Source organism: Fibrisoma limi BUZ 3 (assembly GCF_000296815.2).
Classification (GTDB): domain Bacteria; phylum Bacteroidota; class Bacteroidia; order Cytophagales; family Spirosomataceae; genus Fibrisoma; species Fibrisoma limi.
The window spans coordinates 1496580-1523124 of sequence record NZ_CAIT01000009.1 but is presented as its reverse complement, the minus strand read 5'-3'; the positions used below and the strand labels follow the sequence as shown (position 1 = coordinate 1523124).

Sequence of the window (26545 nt, the reverse complement as noted above, 5' to 3'; positions counted from 1 at the left end):
GACGTGCTGTATGGTTAACAAAAATGGCCTGACGCATTGCGCCGAGCCATTCCATATCCACCGTAACTTGTAACTAAGGCGCAAAAGTAAAGGGAGCAAGGTTCATAATAAATGCATCACTGAGCCAGCGGTTATACGTATTGGCTGTAAACCTGCTTTTACTATGTGTTCAGCTAGTCGCAGTAAGTCTGAATAAACCTTGAGACTATTGGAAATGTAAGCAGCACCTCAGTACGTAAATGTGAAATTGTCAATGTAATCAGTTGAGCCATTTGAACGCTGCACTCGCTTCAGGCGAATAGGCAGTTTATTGGCGTTAAAGATGTAATCATAGCTAGATTGCACGTTGTTGCCTTTGGCATAACCTGGACCGTTTTCTTCACGACTATAAAACGTTAACGTACTGCTAAGGGGTAATTTCTTTCCTATATCCAGCCAGCTAATTACTGTGAACTCAAATCCTCCTCGTACCAGAAAATGGGCGGCTGCATACGCCGGATTGATGCCAAATGGATTACGCACTTGCTGAGTATGTGTAATCTGTTGTAAGAGGGATGCCTGTTTTTTCTCCTGTTTTGCATTTATGTAGGATGGCTCCACATAAGAAAACGTAACGTCTTTCAGGTTACCTTCCGGGTCGTAATTAAATGTGTTGAGCGAAAACTGGACATTTGGGTATGCATTCCATGGCGTAGGAAGCTGCATGAGCCGACCGGCGGGGGTAATTCGCAGAATAGGCTGATCGGCAAATGGATTAGGATACCATTGGGGTAATCCATAAACAACCAGGTCACCGTTCTCTTTGCGAACCGGAAAGGTCAGCGACAATTGAACATTTCCATCCCGGCCGTAATCAAGCATGTGCAGAGCCGATAATTCTCCAGAATCGTTATAATCTAGGGTTGCTATCCGACGTTGCAGGTTAGCATACGAAGGCGTTGGGTCGCTGATATCTTTATGAACGTAACCGCCAAACTCCAGTTTAGTCAATCGATTTTTGGCGTCGTAGCTGTATTTGTATTCATAGCGATAGCCTTCCGTCGTAGCATCTTTGTAGGTCGACTGCACTACCATCGCTTTAATCAAAGTACTTGACGCGGGAGCGCTGACGTCCAGCACTTCAGTTCCGGGACTAAGGCTCGTGCTGGGAGCGAGGTCAGGGCCCGGGGCAATGCTAAACGTATTGTCGGAATTAGGCTGACAAGCCACAAACAGGCTAAGGCTAAATAGAAAGAGAAGTGCTCTCATGGTATGAGGTTGAGTAAAACTCTGGGGGAGGTAAACTATACTCTCTTATTCGTATTGATTACTTATTCCTAATCTAAACAAAAAACGCCCGTTCAATGGAACGGGCGTTTTTTAAAATTGACTTTATGGTTACCTTATTACACGGCTGAGTTTTCTGTAACCTCAACCAGCTCGTGCTTCACTAGGTACTCGGCGATTTGCACGGCATTGGTAGCGGCTCCTTTGCGAAGGTTATCGGCTACACACCAGAAATTCAACGTTTTTGGCTGAGTTTCGTCGCGCCGGATACGGCCAACAAACACCTCGTCTTGTCCATGAGCCGTTAGCGGCATCGGATAAACTTTGTTTTGTGGATCGTCCTGCACAATTACCCCCTCGGCATTATTCAGTAGCTCGACTACGTCAGGCAGCTCGAATTCGTTCTCAAATTCGACGTTGACAGCCTCCGAATGCCCACCGATGGTCGGAATTCGAACAGTTGTGGCTGTGACACGGATTGAGTCATCGCCCATGATCTTTTTGGTTTCGTTGACCATCTTCATCTCCTCTTTAGTATATCCGTTGTCGAGGAAGACATCGATGTGTGGCAAAACGTTTAGGTCAATGGGGTGAGGATACACCTTCTCGGCATTCTGTTTGCCTTCGCGTTCTGCGAACAATTGATCCACGGCCGCTTTGCCGGTTCCCGTCACGGACTGATACGTCGATACAACAATCCGTTTCGCTTTATAACGATCGTGCAGCGGCTTCAGAGCCACCACCATTTGGATGGTTGAGCAGTTTGGATTGGCGATGATTTTGTCGTCGGCTGTCAACGTATTAGCATTGATTTCGGGCACGACCAGTTTCTTGGTTGGGTCCATGCGCCAGGCCGATGAGTTGTCGATCACCGTAATGCCTGCTTCAGCAAACTTGGGGGCCAAGGACAGCGACGTGCTGCCACCCGCCGAAAAGATCGCAATGGCAGGTTTGGCTGCGATGGCATCCTCAAAGCTGACAACCGTGAACTGTTTACCCTTGAACTCTACCTGTTTACCGACCGAACGTTCGGAAGCAACGGGAATAAGTTCGGTCACGGGGAAGTTACGCTCTTCCAACACTTTCAGGATTTCGCCACCGACCAGGCCGGTAGCCCCTACGACTGCGATTTTCATATTATTTAAAGCAATTTATTGTGAAATTGACGGCAAAGGTACGGCAAAAGTTTGGGTTTATTAAGGTGGAATTCTGAAAATGAGATAATAACAGACTGGTATTTTAAAACGTATAGACTTGTTCGGCTGTAAGACAGAAGTCCAGAGGAATATCAGTCGACTCAATGTCCGGTATCAACTCGATAGGTTCAAATAACGATAAACCCAGTTTAAGGCAGTCGGGTCGGCATTCGCTCAGGAACCGGTCATAATAGCCCTTACCGTAGCCAACTCGATGGCCAATCAGGTCAAAGGCAAGCAGCGGGACCAGCACAATATCAAACTCCGAAGGATTAATCGGCTGGGTAACTGAAACCGGTTCGGGAATCCCCCAGCGGTTTTCGCGCAGTTCGGTTTGGGGAGTAAGCTGATAATGGGTAAGCAGGTTCGAGGTTGTATTAGTCACGGCTGTTATTACCCGAACCTGCGGAAAGTTCTGCCATAAGCGATAGATAATCAGCCACGTATCGACCTCGTTTTGCCGCTGGATCGGGAGAAACGTATGAACTGTTGAACTGGCGGACGAATTAATTTGCCCATAGGCGAAGTCAAAAAAACGTTCGGCAATGACTCGGCTTCGTTCAGCTACGGTTTCAGTACACAACGCTTTACGCTCGGCCAGAAATCGTTTACGTAAAGCTGTCTTAGTCATGACTCCAGACAAAGCTGCATGCGGAAATCAAACGGGTTAAAGACATTGAGCAGCTTTTGCAGAAACGCTTTGTCGTTGAGCTGGAAGGTCAGAAAGTTTTCGGTCCGCTCCTGCATCCCGCCATTGGGAAACAGCTCATGCTTTACGGCCAGCAACTGCCGGATGCCCGTTTCCTGATTACGTTCCTCGGCCCGGCGCATCTTTTTTTCCAATCGTGCTACTGCATTGGCGAACCGCTTAGTCTCGGCCAGTACAGCCCGTTCCAGCGTTGGGTCAACAACCGTCGCTTTGTGTAGAATACCATCCAGCGCCTTATTTACCTGCACGTTTTCCTTGTCAAAACGGAGGGCATGAGCCGTATGTTGCTCGACGAACTGACGCTTTAAAGAAACTTCATCGGCGAACAGGTCTTCGGGCGTCAGTCCGAGCTTATGAATACGTTTGGCACTGACGGCCGGTACATACATCGCAAAGTTGCGCGGCATCAGGATAGGAAACGGCGTTTGGTAGTGATCGAACACGCCTTTTAACTGTAGCCAGTACGGAATCTCGGAAGGGCCACCGATGTAAGCCAGGTTCGGCAGAATTGTTTCCTGATACAGCGGTCGAAGGACTACATTCGGGCTAAAGTGCTCGGGATGCTCATCAAGAAGCCTCAGCAGGTCTTCTTCGGTGAAATACTGTTTGGTGTGAACTACCCGAAAGCGCCCGTCGTCCAGGCGTTCCAGGCGTTCGCGCAGTTGATCGTTCAGGTAAAACAGGTTAATGTCGCGCGGGGTAATAATTGTTTTATAACCCAAATTCTCCAGGTATTGCGTCTGCGTTTGTACCAATTCGCTGGATTTCTGCCGCACCAGTTCGTCACGCATGATAGGCGCAAAAACTTTCTTTAGGTTGGCGTCGTCGGCGTCGAGGCTGATCAGTCCTTTTTCGCCGAACAGCTCATGCACGTAGTACCGAACGGCATCTGCCAGTGTGCTATGGTTAAGGTAGGCCTGCTCAAATAAGGATAACTTTTCGGGAATCTGCGCGAACAGCGACTTTAGTTCCGTTGGATTCATCCGCCCTACGGCTCCTCTTTGCTCCGTTTGCCAGGCGTAATTTTTACCGAAAAGTGTAAAATGATTGATCTCCGCAAAGTCATGATCTTCGCTGGCCATCCAGTAGACCGGCACGAAGTCGTAGTCGGGGTACGCTTCCTTTAATTGCTTCGCAAGATTTATGGTTGTGATGAGTTTGTAAATGACAAACACTGGCCCCGTGAAAATATTCAGTTGATGCCCCGTCGTCACAACGAATGTATTGGGTTGTAGCAACCGTGACAGGTCAGGCTTGTTGTCAATATGCTGATACTGCCGCTCAAGCACATCCACCAGAACCTGGCGCCGTTGCTGATCAAATGAGCGATTTTTTATTTGTTGCTCAAATGAAGCCAGATCAGGAAAACGGCTGTAGAACGGCTGTAAACTGTCTTTTCGGGCGATGTAATCAAGGAAAAGGGAAGAAAATTGACCTGTTTTTGACAGCGGTAAGTACTGACAATCCATACGGAGTGGGGTTTACTCGGCAAAACAACTGAAAAACCCGCAAGGTTCGTCTCCTGCGGGCAATACGTATCAGGCTATAACTTCGCCGTACAAATCAAATTCGTGGGCTTCTGTAATGCGGATGTGGGCAAAATCACCAACCCGGACGTACTGCGTGGCCGGAACCAGTACCTCATTGTCAACCTCAGGCGAGTCAGCTTCTGTCCGGCCAATGAAATAACCACCTTCTTTCCGGTCGAACAGCGTTTTATACGTCTGCCCTACTTTTTTCTGGTTCAATTCATACGAGATACCCTGTTGCAGATCCATGAGCGCATCAGCACGTTCTTGTTTTACGTCAGCAGGAATGTCGTCGGGCAGGGTGAACGAGTGCGTGTTTTCTTCGTGCGAGTAAGTAAACACACCTAACCGGTCGAACTGCATACGTTCTACAAAATCATACGTTTCCTCAAACATGGCCTCGGTTTCGCCGGGGTGCCCAACGATCAGCGTCGTACGGAGGGTAATATCAGGCACCTTCGCCCGAATGGTTTCGAGCAGGGCTTCCGTTTTTTCCCGCGTGATGCCCCGGCGCATGATTTTAAGCAGTTCAGTCGATCCAGTCTGCAACGGCATATCGAGGTATTTGCAGATGTTCGGCCGCTCCTGCATTACCTCCAGCACATCCAACGGAAAACCCGATGGGTAAGCGTACTGCAATCGTATCCAATCGATTCCTTCTACATCACTTAGCCGGGCCATCAATTCGCTCAGATTCCGTTTTTTATACAGATCCAGCCCGTAGTAGGTCAGATCCTGGGCAATTAGAATCAGTTCTTTGGTGCCGCGCCGGGCCAGCGACCTGGCTTCGATTACCAGCTCGTCAATAGATCGGGATACGTGGTTACCCCGCATTAACGGAATTGCACAAAATGAGCAGGGTCGGTCACAGCCTTCGGCAATTTTCAGGTAGGCGAAATGGGCCGGAGTTGTCAGCAACCGTTCGCCAACGAGCTCGTGTTTATAGTCGGCTTTGAGTGTCTTGAGCAGCCGGGGCAGTTCGTTTGTTCCGAACCAGGCATCTACCGTCGGAATTTCGACTTCCAGCTCGTCTTTGTAGCGATGCGACAGGCAGCCCGTCACGTATACTTTATCCACTACGCCCGCTTCTTTGGCGTCGACGTAGCGCAGAATCGTATTGACGGATTCTTCCTTTGCGTTGTCAATAAAACCGCAGGTATTGATAACGACAATGTTAGCGTCGTCTTTCTTCGCTTCATGTGTCACGTTATAACCGTTGCCCTTAAGCTGCGTATACAGCACCTCCGAATCAACCAGATTCTTGGAGCAACCCAGTGTGACGATATTAATTTTATTGGTACGTAAGCCTTTCGTTTTCAAAACTGTAATTGTACAATGCCGTGATTAGTCAACGGCAGTTTAGGCCGCAAAGTTCGGTACGAATGGGCCGGGATTCATACTAATCCGGTAATTTAATACCATACAGAATTACTCTTTCGATTTGTCAGAGCAGTGCAGTCGCCGAACAATCAACCAGGCGAAAGGCATGGATACAAAACCGAAAATTATCATAGCTGTCATTAACTGCTAAAATGCAGCCTGATGCGTAATCTCCAGAGAAGTTTGGGACAAGCGGTTTTTCTCTACCGTTATTGGGTTGATATTGTTCTGGCCGTCGTAGATGTTGGCATATAACCCTTTAGGTTCGCGTATCAGAACCGAATACTGGCCAGCGGGTAAACTGACACAAAACCGGCCCTTTTTGTTGGACTTTACCGTCTTTACTGGCTTCACTCCATTAGTGGATTCGATAAAGCCTTCGGGCGTGGACTTAACCTTCGTGTTATTCAATACCGGAAAAATAACCACTTCCCGGACTACCGGCTGGCCGCTTGGAGTTTGTTGGCCAGGGCTGGGCATGAAATTACCCTTCTTCTCGATAACAGTACCGCAGATGCCTTGTTTGACAGTAGTTGAAGCGGTTTTCTTATCGGAAGACTTCTGCGCAAAGGAGTTTTGTGCCGAAAGCATTGCCAACCCTGTAACCAGGAAGAATACTAGACGGATGGCTTGAGCGTACCGTAGAGGAGGCTGCTTCATCATAAGCCTAATTCTTTTTTCACTTCGTCCAGCGAATGCCACGAGGTCGTCTCCTCTTTAATACGAAGAGCATGTATATAATCGAGGAAATCTTCGAGGTTATCAAAAGAAGCAAGACTCTGCTGGATTGCTTCATACTCCTCGTAAGCAATTACCGCAAATTTTGGCTTGCCTTCACCCTGAATAATTTGAGCATTGAGTGTCATGCGTAAATGTCTTTTCGGTGTCCAATGTCAATAACTGCGATAATGCGCACCACTTCATGTTTGTCGTATAAAAACGGTAATTACCTACTCATAGTCTGAAAACGGCATCGGGGTGATTGGTCAACCGTTTAACATTTGTTTTCTTATCTGGATCCTAGGCTAATTCTTCAAGAGCGTTGATAATGCGTTCAGTATCAACTTTCGGAATCTTCTTCAGACTTTTAAGGGCTTTATCCGAAAAGGTAAGTTGATAAGCCATTCAAGTCACTTTTTAAAGAACGAATCAACGAACTCCATCTTATTAAACGTTTGCAGATCGTCAATTTTCTCCCCGACGCCAATGTACTTAACCGGAATCCTGAACTGATCCGAGATACCGATCACCACGCCACCTTTTGCCGTTCCATCCAGCTTGGTAATGGCCAGTGCCGACACTTCAGTGGCTTTCGTAAACTCCGTTGCCTGAATGAACGCGTTCTGACCAGTTGAACCATCAAGAACAAGCAGCACTTCGTGGGGGGCGTCCGGGATCACCTTCTGCATCACCCGCTTGATTTTAGTCAACTCGTTCATCAGGTTCACCTTCGTGTGGAGCCGACCGGCAGTGTCGATAATCACTACGTCAGCTTCCATATCGACCGCTTTTTTTACGGCATCAAACGCAACAGCCGAGGGGTCGGTGTTCATGCCGTGCTCAATGACGGGTACGCCCACGCGGTTACCCCATAACTTAAGCTGATCGACGGCTGCCGCCCGGAATGTGTCGCCGGCTCCCAGCACCACCTGCTTCCCCCGCTTATGAAACTGGGCCGCGAGTTTGCCAATGGTCGTTGTTTTGCCTACGCCATTGACCCCTACCACCATGATCACGTACGGTTTTTTACCGGCCGGCAGATTAAAGTCGTCGCCGACGTCAACAGTTCTGTTGTCAGAGAGCAGTGCCGCAATCTCTTCGCGCAAAATCCGGTCGAGCTCGTCCGTACCGAGGTATCTATCACGTGCTACCCGCTCCTCAATGCGTTGAATAATCTTGACGGTAGTTTCAACGCCGACATCCGATGATATCAGAACGCCTTCAAGTTCGTCGAGAACTTCCTCATCAACTTTTGATTTACCAACGACCGCCCGGCCCAGTTTTGAAAAGAAACTATCTTTTGTTTTTTCCAGCCCCTTGTCGAGCGATTCTTTTTTCTCCTTGGAAAAGAAGCCAAATAATGCCATAGCTGTAGGTATTTAGTTCGTAGATCGGCCCGCGACCTTTCAGGCAGCGGCTCCAGCGGCACGACCTACGGACTGCTTGCAAACAAAACTACAACAAAAAAAGTCCCTTGTGGGGACTTTGAATGTCTTGTGTACGTACGGGAAGCTGACGGAACACCGAGCGAAAGGATTATCCCTTCAGCGCAGCCTGTACTTCGTCAACCGGAACCATTTCTTCCTTGAAGGTGTAAGCGCCGGTTTTCGGCGACTTAACGGCCTTAATGACTTTAGCAAAAGCCTTACCGTTATCCTTCGTTTTCAGGGTTGCAACTACCTTCTTTGCCATGACGCTTACTTAATTTCTTTATGAACAGTTACACGTTTCAGGAACGGGTTATATTTCTTACGCTCGATGCGGCTCGGCGTGTTTTTGCGGTTCTTTGTAGTGATGTACCGCGACATACCAGGTACACCGCTATCTTTCTGCTCAGTGCACTCCAGAATTACCTGTACTCTATTACCTTTCTTTGCCATTTCTGTACGTCGTTTTCCCGATAGGATCGCAAAAGTACGAAAATCGATTTAATTGGACAAAAACTTTCTGTAAAATGTAATGATTTGTAGTTGGTTAAGGTTCCATAAGCAGGAAGTTTTTGGTGTATAACTATTGGCTTTCGACCTTTGCAGGACACATGACAGCCTCAACACAAACCATAGAATATGAATATGCGCCCGGCCACTTCCGGGCGTCGGAGCCGAATGTTCACCTGCCTGATTTACTTGATGAAGGGCAGATGATTCTGAACATGGGGCCACAGCACCCGTCAACACACGGCGTACTCCGATTTGAAGTCGTAACCGACGGCGAAATTATCGTTGATGTAGTTCCGCATCTGGGCTATCTGCACCGCTGTTTTGAGAAACACGCGCAGTCGCTGCCCTTTAACCAGACCATACCGTTTGTTGACCGGCTGGATTACCTCTCAGCCATGACCAGCGAACACGCCTGGGTAATGGGCGTCGAGCGGATGCTGGGCATTCAGGGCGAACTACCCAAGCGAACCGAATACATCCGTGTTCTGGTGGCTGAACTTAACCGTATTGCCGCTCACTTTGTCGCGATTGGTACGTATGCACTGGACATTGGAGCCTATACGCCGTTTCTGTGGCTCATGCGCGATCGGGAGCATATTCAACGGCTGCTGGAGTGGGTAAGTGGTGCCCGGATGCTCTATAATTACATGTGGATTGGTGGGCTCTTTTATGACCTGCCAGTTGGTTTTGAGGAGCGCTGCCGGGAGTTTACACAGTACCTTAAACCAAAGTTGAACGAACTTCAGCAGCTCGTCATCGACAACGAGATTTTTGTGAAGCGAACGGCCAACGTCGGGGTGTTGCCTCTGCCGGTTGCGATCAACTACGGGTGTACAGGCCCGGTATTACGTGGCTCTGGTCTGCGCTACGATCTGCGCCGGGTCGACGGGTATTCGGTCTATCCTGAACTGGATTTTGACATTCCCATTGGAACTGGGCAGGTCGGTACGGTAGGCGACTGCTGGGACCGCAATAATGTCCGGGTGCTGGAATGCCGGGAGTCGTTGCGAATTATTGAGCAATGCCTCGATCAACTGACCGGTACCTACAAACGCACCCGTGATTATGACCCGCAGGCACTCGTACCCAAGAAAATTCGCCCGAAGGCGATGGATTTCTACGCCCGTGCTGAAAGCGCTAAAGGTGAACTGGGATTTTTCTTTCGGACGGATGGCAGGTCCGACGTGCCGGTTCGGGCCAAATGTCGGTCATGCTGCTACCACAACCTGTCGGTCATCAGTGAGATTAGCCGGGGAGCCATGCTGGCCGATCTGGTGGCCATTATTGGTTCAATCGACGTAGTGATGGGTGAAGTGGATCGGTAGGTGAATGTGCCGATCAGGCCAGTACCAGAATGTCCCTTGTGTTGCGCCCTAAGCCGTCGTAGTCCAGTCCATAGCCCAGCACGAAGCGATTCTCGATTTCAAAGCCTACGTAGTCAAGCTGGAGCGGTCTCTGAAGGGCTGTCGGCTTAAAGAGCAACGTAGCAATGGCAACGGAGGTAGGTCCGTCGGCACTGAGCTGGTCACGGATTTCACTGATGGTAAACCCCGTATCAACAATATCTTCAACAATGATCAGGTCACGGTTGGCTACTGACTGCGACAAACCCAGGATCTGACGGAGTTGACCTGTCGACGAGGTTTGTTGATAGGAGGCTACGCGGATGAAGGTAATCTCGCAGGAAATAGTCAGGTTTTTAAGGAGATCAGCCGCAAAAATGAAGGCCCCGTTTAACACGACTACGATTAACGGTTGCCGGGTGGCGTAGTCCTGGTTGATTTGTCCGGCCAGTTCGAGAACGCGTGCCTGGATGGTATCAGCGGTAATGAATGGTACGAACGTCTTATCGTTTATCGTTAACATTTTTTGCCCTGAGGAGTGATCAAAGATACGGCGGGCGGGTCAGTAGGCAAAAGATAACCGAAAAATAAGCGGAAGCAAACGGACTTTTCGTTGATTACGTTCTATGTATAACAATAGCCATAAAGGTTGTAGGCCAGAGGCAATTGAAATAAATTTTTGTATAAGAGTTGTTAAGCAACAGACAGAAAAGGCTGTAACCAATCGATGAAAAAACTCGTGTTGACGGTGTGGCTGACGGGGCTGGCCTTTTGGGCTCAGGCTCAGGCATTGTATGACCCGTCGGCGTTTGATAAGAAGTACGATGGGCTGTTGAAACACCCTGGTGTACAGATTGAAGCCGCTGAGGCAATCAATCAAATGTACAATTATAAATTTTACGAAGCCGATAAGGAATTTCGCTGGCTTCGTGTTAGGTACCCGAGCCACCCGATGCCCTACTTCCTGATGGGGCTGTCCGAATGGTGGAAGATCGTGCCCAATACGGATGTAACAGACTATGATGATCGTTGCCTGGCCTATATGGATACGACCATTACGTTGGCCGAGCGGTTGTATGATATAAGCGAGAATAAGGTGGAGCCTTCCTTTTTCCTGGCGGCTGCCTATGCCTTCAAGGGGCGCCTATACTCTGAACGGAAGAAGTGGGCTAAAGCAACCGTTGCGGGAAAAAATGCGCTCAAGTACTTTGAAAAGTGTAAGAATAACACCGAATTCAGCCCGGAGCTTTTGTTTGGCGACGGAATGTACAATTACTACTCTCAATGGATTCCGGAAAACTATCCGTTGTTGAAGCCGATTTTGATGTTTTTTCCTAAAGGGAATAAGACGCAGGGAATCAAACAACTGGAGACCACCGCCAACTCCGCGTTTTATACCCGAATTGAAGCCCGGTATTTCCTGTTGCAGATTTACAGCATGGAGAATCAGTACGACAAAGCGTACGATCTGGCTAAATACATGACCGAGCAGTTTCCGGATAACCCCTTCTTTGAGCGGTATTACGCCCGCTCAGCTTTCGTTCGCGGACGGCTGGCCGAAGCAGAGTCAACGTCGAAGGATATTCTGACAAAAATTGAACGGGGGCAGTCTGGTTATGAGGCTGTTAGTGGACGTACAGCCGCTTATATACTGGCTTATATTAACCACTTATATTACAAGAATCTGTCGGTAGCCCGGGAAAATTATCAGAAAGCTATTGATTACGCCAAACAGACTAATTCGACGGATGCTGGCTACTACCTGTCGTCAGTCTTGAATTTAGGGAAAATTGCAACCGAGGAAAAGAACGTTGACCTGGCCCGAACGTACTTTAAAGAAGTGATGGATAAAGCTGATCGCAAATCGAGTCAGTACAAAGAAGCTAAAAAAGCGCTGGATGACTCTAAGAAGTCCCGGCGTGAGGAACGCAGGAAGCGGAGGGAATAATATTAACAGCAAAAGAGAGGGGACGAAAGGAGAAAAGAAGTTTATGACTTCCTCTGCTCTTTTCGTCCCCTCTTCTTTTTCGCCTTACTCAAGGAATTGGCAGTACTTTGCTTTCCTTGAATGTCGACATAATGACCATCGTTTGTGTGCTGGCTACTTCGCCGATTTCATTAATCACATCAAGCATCAGCGCCTGATACGACGAAATGTCTTTGGAAATGACCTTCAGTAAAAAGTCACCTGATCCAGTGATGTGATGGCACTCGATGATTTCCGGAATGGTGTTCGCTTTCTCGACAAACGCCATGGTAGTGTCTTTCTTGTGACCAACCAGCGTAACCATCACGAACGTAGTTACGCCCAAACCAACCTTCTCGCGGTTAAGCTGTGCATGATAGCTCTGTATGATGCCTGACGTTTCAAGCTTTTTAACACGTTCCAGGGTGGGGGCTGGCGAAAGGCCTATCTCTTTAGAAAGCTGGGCGTTGGTTATCTTGGCGTTGGATTGCAGAATCTCTAAAACCTTGCGATCTATCTGATCTAACTTGTGGCTCATAAACGAAATGATGTTGAAATAATGTTGCAGAATGGCACAAAGCTACTATCTTTTGAGCGAAAAATAGTCTAAAAAGATATTGGTTTTTTGCTAAAAACAAAATAAAATCGTGTCCATTCCTTTTTTTAACGGCACAAAATTAAGCTGAATAGGTTGTTGGCCAAATACAGACGTTAACGTTTAGTTACCTTGTTGAGTGTTATGTTCCGTTGGCGAGATGACTTAAACCGGTGATCATCAACGGCCGACAACGCCCGGTGTTTGGCAGCGCGGCCCTGGACGCGGGCTCGCCACAACCGCCAAGAGGTAGGTTTGAGTTCTCTACGCATCAAAGCAATGACCTCCGGCTCAGCTAGTCCAAACTGAGCTTCAATGGCATCGAAGGGTGTTCGGTCTTCCCACGCCATTTCAATGATTCGATCGATATCGGCCGGGCTTAACTCGTTTCCTGAGTTTTTCATGCTACTGGTAACCTGCTTCGGCAGGCCATGGTTCGAACTTTGATAACGAACAGCCGGTTACTCACTGCATGAAAATGCGGAAAAAATCGGATTTGCCTGCTAAAACGTGTCCTGTTTGTGGGCGTCCGTTTGCCTGGCGAAAAAAGTGGGAACGTGACTGGGATAATGTCATTTACTGTAGCGACCGGTGCCGGGCCGCGGCCAAATACCAAAAATCAACGAGTCAGTCCGCATAGTTATGGTGAACTGTCGTTATTTTTGAGAATTATTCCATTCCTACATGTACCGTTTCGTTGCCTGTCTTACTCTGCTTCTGGCTGTGTTTTTCTGGAATGGCTGCCGTCGTCCTAAACCGGTAGTCACGAAGAAGCCACCGGTTAGCCGTCCTAAACCTACTGCCGCAAAACCTAATCCGACTAAGCCGGTACCGACCACTGCCGTTGCCGCCAAACCAGTCCCGACGCGGCCACCGGTTGTCGTTCCGGCTCCGGTCGACACCGTAGAAACCGAAGAATTGACGGCGCTGGCACCGCTGCCACCAAAGCGTGAATTCCGGGCTGTCTGGATTGCAACAGTAGACAATATTGACTGGCCCAGTAAGAAGGGGCTCTTGCCGGCCGACCAGCAGCAGGAAATTGTAGCGCTCTTTGATCAGCAACAACAAATGGGCCTCAATGCGGTAGTTGTGCAGATTCGGGCAGCCGCCGATGCGTTTTATGCCAAGAGTTCTGAACCCTGGTCGGAATGGCTGATGGGGCAACAGGGGTTAGCGCCAGAGCCTTTTTACGATCCGCTCGAATACATGATCGAGCAAGCCCACAGCCGGGGCATGGAGTTTCATGCCTGGTTCAATCTCGACCGGGCTACGTTCAGCAAAACAGCCAGCGTTGCGCCGAGCAACATCGTTTTCCGAAAGCCGGGTTGGATACTCGAGTACGGTGGTCGTAAGCTATTTAATCTTGGTTTGCCAGAAGTGCGGACTTATATCGCCGGCGTAGTGGCAAACGTAGTGCGAAACTATGATGTCGACGGTATTCACTTCGACGATTATTTCTACCCGTATGCCATTGCCGGTCAGGTGCTGCGCGACGACAGCACGTACCAGGCTAATTACAACGGCATGAAAAAAGACGACTGGCGACGCGATAATGTCAATCGATTAGTTCTGGAACTGAGGGATTCTATTCGCGCCAACAAGCCATACGTCAAGTTTGGCATCAGTCCGTTCGGCATCTGGAAAAATCAGAGCAGCGATCCTGATGGATCTGCTACCAACGGCGGCCAGGCCTATTATGAGCTATACGCTGATACCCGCAAGTGGGCTCGCGAAGGCTGGGTAGATTACATTGCACCACAGGTTTATTTCAGTACGCAGTTTGGTCGTGTGCCGTATCGGACACTGGTCGAATGGTGGACACGAAACTGCGGCAATCGGCATTTATACATCGGTCATGGTGCCTATCGTGTCGGACGTGGCTCTGAGCGTGATCCAGGCTGGTATAATGCTTCAGAGTTTCCGGAACAACTTCGCTACAATCGGCAGCAACGAGCTGTAGCCGGCAGCATCTACTTTAGCGCTAAATCGCTTAAAACGAATCCGTTGGCGATTCGGGATTCATTACGTCAAAGTTTTTACCGTTACCCGGCGCTGGTACCTTCCATGCCGTGGCTCGACAGTATCCCGCCCCTGCCACCCCGGGATTTGAAAGCTGCCGATACGTCGGATGGTATTGAATTGTTCTGGCAGCAACCCGAACCGGCCACCGATGGAAACGGGGCACATTACTATGTCATCTACCGATTTGAAGGCAAAAAGCCCAGGATTCACCTTGATGATCCGCGGCATATTCTGGCGGTGTGTCAGGGGGAACTGTGTACACGCTACGTAGACAAAACCGCCGACCCATCCAAAAAATACGTGTACGCGATCACGGCTTTTGATAGGCTACATAACGAGAGTCAGCAGATAACGATCAAAGTCAGGTAGTGGCTATTGGTGAATCAGTTCGAGATTGGCTCATGCCTGATACTCGTTCATCACCTCATCTACCGAATGGGCGTCGGGAAAGAAGCTGACCAGCTTCACCAGGATGCCTTCTACGACAGCGTCAGGGCAGGAGGCTCCGCAGGTAAGCAGAACCGTAACCGGTCGGTTGGCCGGAAGGTAGTTTTCTGTAACGACTTCTTGCTTGCCATGTAGGTCGAAATGGCGAATCAGGGTGTTGGATAAGATCTTCTGTTCCGATTCGATAAAATACGTAGGGAGCTTTTCCTCACACAGTTCGACTATATGCGATGTGTTTGAACTATTATAGCCACCAGCTACTACCGCAAAGTCAGCAGGATAGGTTAGCAGGGCATACGTAGCGTCCTGGTTATCGTTAGTGGCGTAACAGAGCGTATCCCGGGTATTGGCGAACCGTTCGTCAACCTGATCTGGCGTCAGGTTATGCTTCTGAATCATTACCTGTTTCAGGTAGTCGGCGATGCCCTGCGTATCAGACGCCAGCATTGTAGTCTGGTTCACAACACCAATGCGTTGCAGATCACGGTCCGGGTCAAACCCATCAGAATATTGTCCGGCAAATTCGTCAAAAAACTGCTCGCGGGGCAGTTCACCCGTAATGTACTTGGCCAGTCGCTGAGCCTGAGCCATATTTTTAACCACTACAGTGGGAGCGCTTTCTTTACTGTGCGAAAACGTAGCGCGGGTCTCTTCGTGAGATGGTTTTCCATGCACAACTACCGAATAATGCTTCTGGCCAATCTGACTGGCTTTGTTCCAGACCTTCTCGACAAACGGGCAGGTAGTATCATACTTCTCAATATCCAGTCCAATGGCGGCTAATTGCTGCTGCGTTTCGAGCGTTGTACCAAACGCCGGAATGATAACCACATCCTCAGGCGTCAGCTCGGACCAGGGCGTAAGCTGACGACCCGACGTATCCATCAAAAACCGAACCCCCCGGCTTTGTAAATCGGCATTGACATCGGGATTATGAATCATTTCGCTCAATAGAAAGATTCGTTTGCCGGGGTTCTCAGCAATGGCTTTGTAAGCGATTTCAACCGCGTTCTCTACGCCGTAGCAGAACCCAAAATGGCGGGCGATGTAAAACCGAATCGGGCCGAAATCCAGCAATGTTGGTGTAAAATCACGCTTCAGCTTGTCGCGTTTCCGCCGAAATTCCTTGAGGGGCGTAATGATGCTGCTACGGTAGTATTCTGGAATGTTGAATGATTTCATGGAGCCGGCCGTCAGTCAGTGTGTTGATGTATGACTATCAACACACAAAGGTACGTCTATCTAGTCAACAAAGTCATTTTTGGCTTTGTTCAACTTCACAGAACAACCAGTCAGTACACATGCCTAAACGATTGCTGAAATATAAAAATTACGATGTACACGCGATAACGACAGTGGCCGGCGACCGGCGGAATGCTAATATCGTTACGTGGCTCACGCAAACCGCTATGGGAGGGAAGGTGGTGGCGGTTGCCCTTTACAAAGTGGATTACACCATCGAACTGGTTCGGGAAAGTGGCTTACTTAACATCAACCTGTTATCAACGGAACAGACCAGTCTGATCAGAAAGCTGGGGCAGCAATCGGGACGAGACCACGATAAGTTCAGGCGGCTGCCGTATGCGTTGGACGAACGCAATTGTCCATACCTGACCGAAGCAATCGGATACGTTCAGTGCAGCGTGCTCCATAGCACCGACGCTGGCGATCACGAATTGTTTATCTGCGAGGTACTGAAACAGCATGTGCTGAACGATGATAAAACAGTGATGACGTATCAGTTTCTAAAGGAAAGAAAATTGGTGAGAGGCTGATTACAGTTCAAGCAGGTGTCCCAGGATATCATCCAGGTACTCGCGGGAATTAGCCAGTCGGGGTACTTTGTGCTGACCACCCAGTTTGCCTTTATGCTTCATCCAGCCGTAGAACGTGCCGCGTGGTACTACATGAACGATCGGCCGTTTCAGCACCATGTCGTTGTAGCGTTTGGCATCGTAATCAGAATTGACCTCCCGGAGCGTTTCGTCGAGTAGTTGATTAAAGCGCTGCTGGTTGTCAGGCTCCTGCGAAAATTCAATAATCCATTCGTGTCGGCCATTGGTGCCGTTGCCCATGTAAACCGGCCCGGCAGTATAATCGGCAATAATGGCACCGGTGGCTTCACTGGCCCGAGTTACGGCAATTTCGGCGTTTTCGACGATTACCTCCTCCCCAAAGGCGTTGATAAAGTGTTTGGTTCGGCCGCTAACCTTCAGGCGGTGCGGATAGAGTGAGGTAAACCGAACCGTATCGCCTACCTGATAGCGCCACAAGCCGCCGTTGGTTGAGACCACGAGTGCGTAGTTCTTGTTCAACTCAACCTCTTCAATCGTCAGGGCTTTAGGGAAGGGGTTGTTAGCTTCTTCCATCGGCACAAACTCGTAGAAGATCCCGTAGTCGAGCATGAGCAGCATTTCACCGATGCGCGATAGATCGTCCTGAATAGCAAAGAATCCTTCTGATGCGTTATAGACTTCGAGGTAGCGGACGCTGGCCGAGGGAAATACCTGTTGCCTGAACAGATCTCGATAGGGTTGGAAGTTAACCGCCCCGTGAATGAACACTTCGAAATTAGGCCAGACCTCCAGGATGTTGGATTTGCCGGTGCGGGCCAGAATTTTGTCCAGCAACACAAGCGCCCAAGTCGGTACGCCAAGAATGCTCGTTACGTTCTCCTGCGCAGTCACCTCGGCCATCCGTTCCATCTTGGCTTCCCATTCACTCATGAGGGCAACGTCAAGCGATGGAGTTCGAATGTATTGTGCCCAGCTCGGCAGGTTTTTCATAACAACCGCCGATACGTCGCCGACAACACCGTTGGAGCTAAACGGATTTTCGTGGAGACTGCCACCAATCGATAGCCCTTTTCCTTCAAACGTGCGGCTGTCGGGGTTGTTGGCGATGTAGAGTGCCATCAGATCTTTACCGCCCTTGAAATGAGCTTCGTCAAGCGATTCAGACGTAACGGGAATGAACTTGCTGCGGGCGTTGGTTGTACCCGATGATTTGGAGAACCAACGTACGGGCGATGGCCAAAGTACATTGTTCTCGCCTTTCATTACCCGTTCAATGTAGGGGAATAAATCTTCGTACGACGAAACAGGTACCTGTCTCTGAAAATCCTCGACTGTTCGGATGGACTTGTAGTGGTATCGGCGTCCCCATTCAGTACGACGCCCCCGTCCAATAAGCTGATTAAACACCCTCTGTTGCACCTCGCCCGGGTGCTTCTTCATGGCCTCAATGCGCGGTAAGCGTCGTTCGAGGAGCCATTTAAGCGTGGTGTTAAGCAAAGTCATACTTCTATTTACGGACGTTGCCGGACGTTGGTGTCGTACTGTTAAAGAAACTTACGATAATACCGGATGTTTTACAAACTTTTTGCTCGGTCGGGATAATCCGTGATCAGCCCATCAACGCCCCAGCTTTTTAACCGCTTCATGTCGTCGATTTCGTTGACGGTCCAGGGAATGACCCGCAGGCCCCGTTCGTGGAGTTTGGCAATCTTATCCTGGCTAAGCAGCTTGAAGTAAGGGCTGTAAATATCAGGAGTAAAGCCTAATTCGTCAATATTATGTTCCGGACTGCGAAGGTTTTGTACCAAAGCCGCCAGCCGTACTTTAGGATACGTACCGGCATCGATCTGTTTTTTGTAGTGACGCAGAACAGCAAAATCAAAGCTTTGAATCACAATTCGCTCGGGGCTTATTCGCTTGGCCAGCACAGCCTGTACCAGGTCTGCAAAAGGGGCCGGCTCAGGCTGACTTACGTTATATTCAGATGCTTCACTTTTTAGTTCGATGTTGTACGAAAAAGCGGGAAGTTGTTTTTGCTTCCGATACGCTTCCACCTGTTCAATCACATCACTCAGCAACGGCTTATGGGTTTTCAGCTTCTGCTGCTCCGGGTAGGCCGGATTCCCGTTTGAGCCCACATCGTACCGTTTGATATCGGCGTAGTTCATCTGATACAGATTAAGACTTTTCTGATCTTTTTTCTCGACTGGCTTTCCATCGGGCGCGATGCTGAAAGCCGCGTTGAAGTAAGGCTCGTGGGAAACCACAACCTGGCGGTCTTTACTAATCACTACGTCCAGTTCGACCGTCGTAACGCCGAGGTCAAGAGCTTTCAGAAAAGCAGGAACCGTATTTTCCGGCATCAAACCCCGGCACCCGCGGTGCCCCTGTATATCAAACGGCATGGGAGCAACAGAATGATTGAATTGAACCTGAGCGAAAGTAAGTAATAAAACTAGGGCAGAAACGTAGTACATTGGCTATTAAGCGGAGTTTATCCCAAAAGTAGGGAAAGGATTGATTGGGCACTATTACGTTTGTGCGAAGCCGTTCTTTGATGAGCAGACATAGGACGAAACATATAATTTTTATTTACGAATTACAATTTGCTTTTTTACAATCTTAACCCGTAGCTGTTCTGACTCTGTCGAATGAAGTATTTTAAAGCTGCTCTGTCACTTACCGTAACCTTATTAATAGTCTGGGCGTTGAATCGTCCCTGGGGTAGTATTCCAGCATTCGGCCCATTGTTGAGCCCGTTTGTTGGATTCTGGCAAAACGCTGAGCCGGCTACTTCTCGTGATGAAGAGCTTGATATAGACGGAACTCGTGCTTCGATTACGGTCCTGTTCGATGATCTCGGCATCCCGCACGTATTCGCCCAGAACGATTATGATGCGTATTTCGCTCAGGGGTATCTGACGGCCCGTGACCGACTGTGGCAGATGGAATTTCAAACCCATGCGGCAGCGGGCCGGCTGGCCGAAGTCGTAGGTGAACGTGCGCTTGACTTCGACCGATACAACCGGCGTTTAGGGTTGGGATACGGGGCTGAGAAGGCAGTGCAGATGATGATGGCCGACCCGACGTCCCGACAGGTTGTTGAAGCCTACACGGCCGGAATAAACGCCTGGATCAATCAGCTAGCCCCTGCCGATTATCCCATCGAATACAAACTGCTTGGCTATGCACCCGAGCCGTGGGCACCGATCAAGTGCGCCTACCTGCTCAAGCAGATGACCAGTACGCTCGCCAGTGGTGCCGATGACCTGGAGATGACCAACATTCTCCGCAAGTTTGGACCGGCTGTCACCGCTGACCTATTTCCTAATTACCCAACTCGCGAAGACCCTATCATTCCACCCGGTACAAAATGGGATTTCGCTGCATTGCCCCTACCGAAGCCACCAGCCGACAGCAGTCGGTTATTAACTCAGGCAGCTACCCGTTTTGACGTAACTATTCCAAGGCCGAACCGGGAGATCGGCAGTAACAACTGGGCCGTTGGCGCTCAGAAATCGGCTACCGGCCACCCGATCCTTGCGAACGATCCACATCTTGGCCTGAGTTTGCCGTCGATCTGGTACCAGATTCAGCTTGTTACGCCTACCATGAACGTGTATGGTGCGTCGCTGCCTGGCGCTCCCGGCGTAGTCATTGGTTTTAACAAAGACGTTGCCTGGGGTGTAACGAACGTAGGGGCCGATGTGCTCGATTTTTATACAATTCGGTTTAAGGATGAAAGTCGACGGGACTATTGGCACGACGGTCAGTGGAAACCTGTACGGCAACGGATTGAAATAATCAAAGTGAAGGGCAAGCCCGTTGTGCAGGACACGGTGCTGTACACACATCACGGACCTGTTGTTTATTCCCCAAACACCAAACCATTCCGCGAAAACATACCAGTTGGGCACGCAGCACGCTGGGTGGCTCATGAGCCCGCTAATGATCTGATGTGTTTTTATCACCTGAATCGGGCCAAAACGTACGACGACTATACCAAAGCGCTGGCACTGTATGCGGCTCCGGCACAGAACTTTGTGTTCGCCAGTAATCAGAATGACATTGCCATTTCGCCAAATGGGTACTTTCCACTGAAATACAAAAACCAGGGTAAATTTATACTTGATGGTACTAACCCGGCTAACGACTGGCACGGCCGTATCCCCCCCGATCAGAACCCACGGGTAAAAAATCCGCCCCGTGGATTTGTCAGCTCGGCAAATCAGTCGTCGACCGATCCGAGTTATCCGTACTACATCAACTGGGAATTTGCTCCATCAGAGCGGGGACGACGTATCAATCAGCGACTATCGGCTATGCAGCATACTACGGTCGACAGTCTTCGCCAGTTGCAGAATGACAATTATAATCTGAAAGCTGCCGATGCCTTGCCCATCTGCTTGCCGTTGGTAAAAGTCAACGGCTTGAACAGCGATCAGCAAAAAGCCCTGACTATTTTAAGAATGTGGCGCTTGAACAACGATACCACCGAAGTTGGGCCAACTATATTTAACGAATGGATGAACCGACTCATGCAGACCGTTTGGGACGATGAGTTCGGCGGTAACGATTCTGTACCCTTGCGTATGCCGTCGTTCGACCGTACGCTGACGCTGATGCAGCGCGAACCGAATGCCCGCTGGTTTGACAATGTACGAACGCCCAATCCTGAAACGCTTACCGACGTAGTAACGCAAAGTTTCCGGGCTGCCTGCGATACGCTGGCTAAACAACATGGCGCAATCGGACGTGCCTGGGCGTGGGGGCCGCACAAAGGCACTGATATTCGACACCTGATTCCAGGCCTGGATGCCTTTAGTGTATTGAACCTGAACGTAGGAGGAGGGAGCGGCATCGTTAACGCCACCAGCGAACGTTGGGGGCCATCGTGGCGGATGGTTGTTGCGCTGGGGCCGCAGCCGAAAGCATATGGTCTGTATCCTGGAGGCCAGTCTGGGAACCCCGGTAGCCCACTCTACCAGAATATGATTGAAAAATGGGCAAAGGGTGAGCTTTATGAATTGCTTTATCTGCAATCGCCAACGGATACCAACAAGCGATTGGTAAAAAAAATAGTCCTTAAGTAAGGCATTACGAATACGATGATACAATTTCTGCTTATCGCCCTGCTTAGCCTGCTTGCTCAATTCGTGCTCCCTTGGTGGAGTCTGGCTCTGGTCGCATTTCTGGTATGCCTGATTACCCGACCAAGTGCTTTAGCTGCCTTCGGTGCCGGTTTTTTTGGCGTTGCTCTCGTTTGGCTTATTTACGCACTGGTTGTTCAATTCCGCACGGACGGAATCATGACAGCGCGTATGAGCCAGTTATTATTTAAAGCAGATCAGCCAGTGCTGCTAATTGCCGTAACGGTTCTAATAGGCGGGTTGGTCGGCGGATTAGCCGGACTTTCTGGCTATTACGTTCGCCAGGCAGTTCAAAATCAGGGTCGCATACACCCTGCCGAATAACTAAATCCTATACCTTTGTAGGATAAACTGTAACTAACTAATTATTCTCTCGTGAAGAATGCCTCATTAGTGCTGAACGTAGTTTTGGCAATCGCTGTAGCCGTATTGTACTACCTTCATTTCAAGGATCGGCCAGCGGAAATCCAACCGGTTGCTGCGCCTGCCGAAGCAAAAGGCAAGGAAATCGTATATGTGAACGTTGACTCTCTCCTGACTAAATACGATTATTTCAAAGACACTCAAAAAGTACTGGAAAGCAAGCGTTTCCAACTGGAAAACGATCTGGCTACAAAAGGTCGTAACCTCCAGAATAAAGTAGCTTTCTTCCAACAACGGGCGCAGACAATGACTATGGAGCAGGGCCGTGCAACGGAAGCGTCTCTGCAAAAGGAGCAGCAGGACCTGTTGGCGTATCGTGAGCGGGCGGCTCAGAACCTGGCCGTAGAAGAGCAGAAGAAAAACCAGGAACTATACGACCAGATTTATGACTACCTCAAAAAGGTAAATGCGCAGAATAAGTACGAGTTTGTTCTTGGGTACACCAAAGGAGGTGGTATCCTGTTTGCTGATCCGTCGGCTGATGCGACCAAAAAAATTCTGGATGGGCTGAACAAAGAATACCAGGCCAAGCAACAGCCGAAGAAGTAAGTCAATCTGAAGTTTTAAGTTTAAGGTTCAGCGTTTCAGGTTTCGATGGCCGACTGTCAAGCATCTCGGTCCGTGTACAAACTTGAACCGTTGGACCTTTCTCTTTATGCGAATTGCACCACTTTATAAACCTCCTGTCAACTTCCTGTGTTTTTGGTCGTACTTGGCTACATTTGCTCTCTTTGACCAAAATTTATGGCTTCTGCTGCTATTTCTAAACAAGTTGATATACGTAACCGTCGGGCTTCCTTCGAATATTCATTTCTGGAGACCTTCACGGCGGGTATTGCTTTAACGGGCACCGAAATAAAATCTGTCCGGCAGGGTAAGGTAAACCTCCAGGATGCTTATTGTCTTTTCCTGGGCGATGAACTGTTCATTCGGCAGATGAATATCTCACTCTATACCGAGGGGACGTACTACAACCACGAGCCCCTCCGTGATCGCAAGCTGCTGCTGACCAAGCGCGAAATTCGCCGGTTGAATGAAAAATTAAAGGATCAGGGTCTAACAATCGTGCCCGTACGACTTTTTACCAACGATCGGGGATTTGCCAAACTAGAAATTGCACTAGCAAAAGGAAAAAAACTCTACGATAAGCGGGAAAGCATAAAAGAGCGAGACGTCGAACGCGAGATGCAGCGGGAGCGGTATTAACGAATTCGATTAGTTAAATCAATTTGTTAATATTTATTTCATTTCTTGCGCCCGTGTGGAAAACTCTGTAACTTGCTACAAAACAGAGGAGACTAACCGATATATGGGCAGGAAAGTATTAGTCTTAAATCAAGATTATAGTGCGCTTAGCATCTGTTCCGTTCCCAAAGCATTTTTGCTGGTTTATCTGAACAAAGCCGAACTGGTCGCCGAATCCGAGCAATTCACGCTCCGTACTGTCAACGACGAGTTTCCAATGCCGTCGGTCATCCGCCTGCACCGCTACGTCAGCCTGCCGTACAAAGGCGTTATGCTCACCCGGCAAAACATCTTCAAACGGGACAGCCATCGATGCCAGTACTGTGGAACCCCCGAAGATCTTACACTCGACCACGTACTGCCAAAATCAAGGGGAGGCAAGACCAGTTGGGACAATCTGATCACCGCCTGCAAAAGGTGTAATTCGCGTAAAGGCGACTTTACTCCCGAGGAAGCAAACATGAAACTACGCCAGAAACCGTTCAAACCTACGTTTCTGGTTTTTTTACGCGATTTTTCCGGCTCCCTTGAGCAAAGCTGGATGCCGTTTTTAAGCAAGCGCGAGAAAGTTTTCGATTAAACAGAGTAACGTAGTAGAATCAAGGGGAAAGGAGAATTGCTGTTTTAGTAGTTCTCCTTTCCCCTTTTTTAAGGTTCTCGTATAGTTGCCCATCTGTTGGGCTTTATAATCCCGCTAAGTTTTCGCTTTTTCTCCTGATAATCTGCCATTTTTCAGTAGATAGAAACTTTTTTGGCTAAAAGATTGCTTACCTTTGCAATCCTTTTTAAAAACAAAATTTCACAAACCTCAAAAGTCAGCCCGCCATTGACCCACGGGCTGATGTACCGAGCGGGTCAGGAAACATTTTTTTATGAGCAAAACGCAGAAACGCGAACTGCCGGATTTTGACTGGGACCGGGCAGACAACAAAGGATTTGGTAGCGGGTATTCGGCTGACGAGCGCAGCCGGATGGAGCAACTCTACGACAACACCCTGTCGCAGGTTAACGAGAAGGAAGTGGTGACGGGTACGGTGGTTGGGATCACAGACCGCGAGGTTATCCTGAACATCGGTTTCAAATCGGACGGGTTGGTACCGGTATCAGAATTCCGTGACATGCCGGACCTGAAAATGGGTGATGAGATTGAAGTTTACGTAGAAAATCAGGAAGACCCGAACGGCCAGCTGGTACTCTCGCGCAAAAAAGCGAAAGTGATTACGGCATGGCAGAAAATCCAGAAGGCTCTGGACGAAGACCTCGTTATTGATGGCTTTGTTAAGCGCCGGACGAAGGGTGGTCTGATTGTAGATATTTACGGTATTGAAGCCTTCTTGCCAGGCTCGCAAATCGACGTGAAGCCGATTCGCGACTTCGACATTTTTGTCGGCAAGAAAATGGAAGTAAAGGTCGTTAAGATCAACTATGCAAACGACAACGTAGTTGTTTCGCACAAAGTCCTGATCGAGAAAGACCTCGAAGCTCAACGCGCCCAGATCCTGAACAACCTTGAGAAAGGCCAGGTACTGGAAGGTGTGATCAAGAACATGACCAACTTTGGTGTGTTTATCGATCTTGGCGGTGTAGATGGTCTGCTGCACATCACGGACATTTCGTGGGGTCGTATCAACCACCCGTCAGAAGTACTGCACCTCGATCAGAAAGTGAACGTAGTTGTTCTTGACTTCGACGAAGACAAGAAGCGGATTTCACTGGGTATGAAACAACTGCAGGCTCATCCTTGGGATGCCCTGTCGGAAGACATCCAGGTGGGATCACGCGTGAAAGGCAAAATCGTCAACGTAGCCGACTACGGTGCGTTCCTCGAAATCATGCCTGGCGTTGAAGGCCTGATCCACGTCTCAGAGATGTCATGGTCACAGCACCTGCGTAACCCGCAGGAGTTCCTGAAAGTGGGTGATGAAGTAGAAGCTGTTGTCCTGACGCTGGATCGTAATGATCGCAAGATGTCATTGGGCATTAAGCAACTGACGGAAGATCCCTGGACGCGCCCTGAACTGCGGACTAAGTACGCGGTTCAGGGCGCGTCATAAGGGTGTTGTACGTAACCTGACCAACTTCGGTCTGTTCCTTGAACTAGAGGAAGGTATCGATGGGCTGGTTCACGTATCTGACCTGTCATGGACCAAGAAGATCAAGCATCCGTCAGACTTCATTAAGGTAGGTGAAGAACTGGAAGTAGTGGTACTGGAACTGGACGTAGAGAACCGTCGTCTGGCACTTGGCCATAAGCAGTTGGAAGAAAACCCGTGGGATACGTTCGAAACGGTGTTCGCCGTTGGAACAATTCACCGCTGCACAATTCTGAGCAAGACCGACAAGATGGCGACGCTGGAACTGCCGTATGGCATTGAAGGCTTCTCATCGTTGAAGAATCTGGCGAAGGAAGACGGTACGCTGGCTGAAGTAGGCGAAACCCTCGACTTCAAAGTAACCGAATTCTCGAAGGAAGAAAAACGGATCATGCTGTCGCACACAAAGACGTGGCAAGAGAAGAACGAGCCTGCAAAGGAACAAAAACCGAAAGCAGGATCATCTGCCAAGCCGGCGCAAAGCCAGCCTGAACGTGGTGCTACCCTCGGTGATCTGGATGCGTTAGCCGCGCTAAAAGAGCAAATGGAAGGTCGCAACTAACGTTCTGCCGATTACGTTTAACAAAACACCCCACTTTGCATAGAGTGGGGTGTTTTGTTTTTTCATATATATAATGTGATACAGATAGAGGCACACGTACCAGTATAAATTTTAGGTATGCCTATTCGTATCTACGTAATAAAATTGTATGTTTGCAGTCCCA

General features: G+C 49.1%; 26 protein-coding genes and 1 pseudogene. 11 read left to right on the top strand and 16 right to left on the bottom strand.

Going from position 1 to position 26545, the window contains the following annotated elements:
• Positions 1-228 precede the first annotated feature (228 nt).
• The 10 genes from BN8_RS26065 to rpmG form a co-directional block, all read right to left on the bottom strand.
• Positions 229-1248 (bottom strand): hypothetical protein, encoded by a 1020-nt coding sequence (locus BN8_RS26065; protein ID WP_009284946.1) that lies wholly within the window; start codon positions 1246-1248, stop codon positions 229-231.
• Between the two features lie 137 nt (positions 1249-1385).
• Positions 1386-2402 carry an aspartate-semialdehyde dehydrogenase gene (locus tag BN8_RS26060; protein WP_009284945.1) on the bottom strand — a complete coding sequence of 339 codons (1017 nt, stop codon included), beginning with the start codon at positions 2400-2402 and terminating at the stop codon, positions 1386-1388.
• 103 nt (positions 2403-2505) lie between these two features.
• The gene (locus BN8_RS26055; RefSeq protein WP_009284944.1) at positions 2506-3093 is read right to left on the bottom strand and encodes a 5-formyltetrahydrofolate cyclo-ligase; all 588 of its coding nucleotides are present in this window, start codon (positions 3091-3093) and stop codon (positions 2506-2508) included.
• Entirely contained in the window at positions 3090-4640 is a 1551-nt protein-coding gene (gene bshC / locus BN8_RS26050) for a bacillithiol biosynthesis cysteine-adding enzyme BshC (RefSeq protein ID WP_009284943.1), read from the bottom strand. The genes BN8_RS26055 and bshC overlap by 4 nt, the downstream gene beginning before the upstream one ends.
• A gap of 69 nt (positions 4641-4709) precedes the next feature.
• The gene (rimO, locus tag BN8_RS26045) at positions 4710-6020 is read right to left on the bottom strand and encodes a 30S ribosomal protein S12 methylthiotransferase RimO (protein WP_009284942.1); all 1311 of its coding nucleotides are present in this window, start codon (positions 6018-6020) and stop codon (positions 4710-4712) included.
• A 207-nt stretch (positions 6021-6227) separates the two neighbouring features.
• The gene (locus BN8_RS26040) at positions 6228-6743 is read right to left on the bottom strand and encodes a hypothetical protein (RefSeq protein ID WP_229368325.1); all 516 of its coding nucleotides are present in this window, start codon (positions 6741-6743) and stop codon (positions 6228-6230) included.
• Positions 6740-6946: a YlcI/YnfO family protein gene (locus tag BN8_RS26035; protein WP_009284941.1), complete on the bottom strand. Its 207-nt coding sequence runs from the start codon at positions 6944-6946 to the stop codon at positions 6740-6742. The genes BN8_RS26040 and BN8_RS26035 overlap by 4 nt, the downstream gene beginning before the upstream one ends.
• 264 nt (positions 6947-7210) lie before the next feature.
• Entirely contained in the window at positions 7211-8167 is a 957-nt protein-coding gene (gene ftsY / locus BN8_RS26030; RefSeq protein WP_009284939.1) for a signal recognition particle-docking protein FtsY, read from the bottom strand.
• A 169-nt stretch (positions 8168-8336) separates the two neighbouring features.
• Positions 8337-8492 (bottom strand): DUF4295 domain-containing protein, encoded by a 156-nt coding sequence (locus BN8_RS32620; RefSeq protein WP_009284938.1) that lies wholly within the window; start codon positions 8490-8492, stop codon positions 8337-8339.
• A gap of 5 nt (positions 8493-8497) precedes the next feature.
• Positions 8498-8680 carry a 50S ribosomal protein L33 gene (gene rpmG, locus BN8_RS26025; RefSeq protein ID WP_009284937.1) on the bottom strand — a complete coding sequence of 61 codons (183 nt, stop codon included), beginning with the start codon at positions 8678-8680 and terminating at the stop codon, positions 8498-8500.
• A gap of 158 nt (positions 8681-8838) precedes the next feature.
• Here rpmG and BN8_RS26020 point away from each other — a divergent pair, with 158 nt between their 5' ends.
• Positions 8839-10065, top strand: coding sequence for an NADH-quinone oxidoreductase subunit D (locus tag BN8_RS26020; protein WP_009284936.1), 1227 nt, complete (start codon positions 8839-8841; stop codon positions 10063-10065).
• A 13-nt stretch (positions 10066-10078) separates the two neighbouring features.
• On the opposite strand, the gene hpt is transcribed toward BN8_RS26020, so the two are convergent.
• Positions 10079-10606 carry a hypoxanthine phosphoribosyltransferase gene (hpt, locus tag BN8_RS26015; protein WP_009284935.1) on the bottom strand — a complete coding sequence of 176 codons (528 nt, stop codon included), beginning with the start codon at positions 10604-10606 and terminating at the stop codon, positions 10079-10081.
• A 204-nt stretch (positions 10607-10810) separates the two neighbouring features.
• Between hpt and BN8_RS26010 the strand changes: the two genes are divergently transcribed.
• Positions 10811-12031: a tetratricopeptide repeat protein gene (locus tag BN8_RS26010; RefSeq protein WP_009284934.1), complete on the top strand. Its 1221-nt coding sequence runs from the start codon at positions 10811-10813 to the stop codon at positions 12029-12031.
• Positions 12032-12119: 88 nt separating this feature from the next.
• Here the strand turns inward: BN8_RS26010 and BN8_RS26005 are convergent, their stop codons facing one another.
• Together BN8_RS26005 and BN8_RS26000 are read right to left on the bottom strand one after the other, a co-directional pair.
• The gene (locus tag BN8_RS26005; RefSeq protein ID WP_009284933.1) at positions 12120-12587 is read right to left on the bottom strand and encodes an Lrp/AsnC family transcriptional regulator; all 468 of its coding nucleotides are present in this window, start codon (positions 12585-12587) and stop codon (positions 12120-12122) included.
• A gap of 173 nt (positions 12588-12760) precedes the next feature.
• Positions 12761-13048 carry a TIGR03643 family protein gene (locus BN8_RS26000; protein ID WP_009284932.1) on the bottom strand — a complete coding sequence of 96 codons (288 nt, stop codon included), beginning with the start codon at positions 13046-13048 and terminating at the stop codon, positions 12761-12763.
• A 68-nt stretch (positions 13049-13116) separates the two neighbouring features.
• Between BN8_RS26000 and BN8_RS32615 the strand changes: the two genes are divergently transcribed.
• Together BN8_RS32615 and BN8_RS25995 are read left to right on the top strand one after the other, a co-directional pair.
• A complete protein-coding gene (locus tag BN8_RS32615; protein WP_083882533.1) occupies positions 13117-13284 on the top strand; it encodes a DUF2256 domain-containing protein in 168 nt (55 codons plus the stop codon).
• A gap of 44 nt (positions 13285-13328) precedes the next feature.
• Positions 13329-15035, top strand: a complete 1707-nt coding sequence (locus BN8_RS25995; RefSeq protein WP_009284931.1) for a glycoside hydrolase family 10-like protein — start codon at positions 13329-13331, stop codon at positions 15033-15035.
• 30 nt (positions 15036-15065) lie between these two features.
• Here the strand turns inward: BN8_RS25995 and BN8_RS25990 are convergent, their stop codons facing one another.
• Entirely contained in the window at positions 15066-16295 is a 1230-nt protein-coding gene (locus tag BN8_RS25990) for a 4-hydroxy-3-methylbut-2-enyl diphosphate reductase (RefSeq protein ID WP_009284930.1), read from the bottom strand.
• Positions 16296-16414: 119 nt separating this feature from the next.
• Here BN8_RS25990 and BN8_RS25985 point away from each other — a divergent pair, with 119 nt between their 5' ends.
• Positions 16415-16888 carry a flavin reductase family protein gene (locus BN8_RS25985; RefSeq protein WP_040006535.1) on the top strand — a complete coding sequence of 158 codons (474 nt, stop codon included), beginning with the start codon at positions 16415-16417 and terminating at the stop codon, positions 16886-16888.
• Here the strand turns inward: BN8_RS25985 and BN8_RS25980 are convergent, their stop codons facing one another.
• Both BN8_RS25980 and BN8_RS25975 read right to left on the bottom strand, forming a co-directional pair.
• Positions 16889-18412, bottom strand: coding sequence for a GH3 auxin-responsive promoter family protein (locus tag BN8_RS25980; protein ID WP_009284928.1), 1524 nt, complete (start codon positions 18410-18412; stop codon positions 16889-16891).
• A 71-nt stretch (positions 18413-18483) separates the two neighbouring features.
• Positions 18484-19314 carry a glycerophosphodiester phosphodiesterase family protein gene (locus BN8_RS25975; RefSeq protein WP_040006877.1) on the bottom strand — a complete coding sequence of 277 codons (831 nt, stop codon included), beginning with the start codon at positions 19312-19314 and terminating at the stop codon, positions 18484-18486.
• 246 nt (positions 19315-19560) lie between these two features.
• Here BN8_RS25975 and BN8_RS25970 point away from each other — a divergent pair, with 246 nt between their 5' ends.
• The 6 genes and pseudogenes from BN8_RS25970 (at position 19561) to rpsA (ending at position 26382) form a co-directional block, all read left to right on the top strand.
• Entirely contained in the window at positions 19561-22002 is a 2442-nt protein-coding gene (locus BN8_RS25970; RefSeq protein ID WP_009284926.1) for a penicillin acylase family protein, read from the top strand.
• Between the two features lie 15 nt (positions 22003-22017).
• Entirely contained in the window at positions 22018-22383 is a 366-nt protein-coding gene (locus BN8_RS25965; protein ID WP_009284925.1) for a hypothetical protein, read from the top strand.
• 51 nt (positions 22384-22434) lie between these two features.
• Positions 22435-23031 (top strand): OmpH/Skp family outer membrane protein, encoded by a 597-nt coding sequence (locus BN8_RS25960; protein ID WP_009284924.1) that lies wholly within the window; start codon positions 22435-22437, stop codon positions 23029-23031.
• Between the two features lie 195 nt (positions 23032-23226).
• A complete protein-coding gene (smpB, locus tag BN8_RS25955; protein WP_009284923.1) occupies positions 23227-23688 on the top strand; it encodes an SsrA-binding protein SmpB in 462 nt (153 codons plus the stop codon).
• 103 nt (positions 23689-23791) lie between these two features.
• The gene (locus BN8_RS25950) at positions 23792-24307 is read left to right on the top strand and encodes an HNH endonuclease (protein WP_009284922.1); all 516 of its coding nucleotides are present in this window, start codon (positions 23792-23794) and stop codon (positions 24305-24307) included.
• A 292-nt stretch (positions 24308-24599) separates the two neighbouring features.
• Positions 24600-26382: pseudogene (rpsA, locus tag BN8_RS25945) on the top strand (30S ribosomal protein S1).
• The last annotated feature ends 163 nt before the right edge of the window (positions 26383-26545 follow it).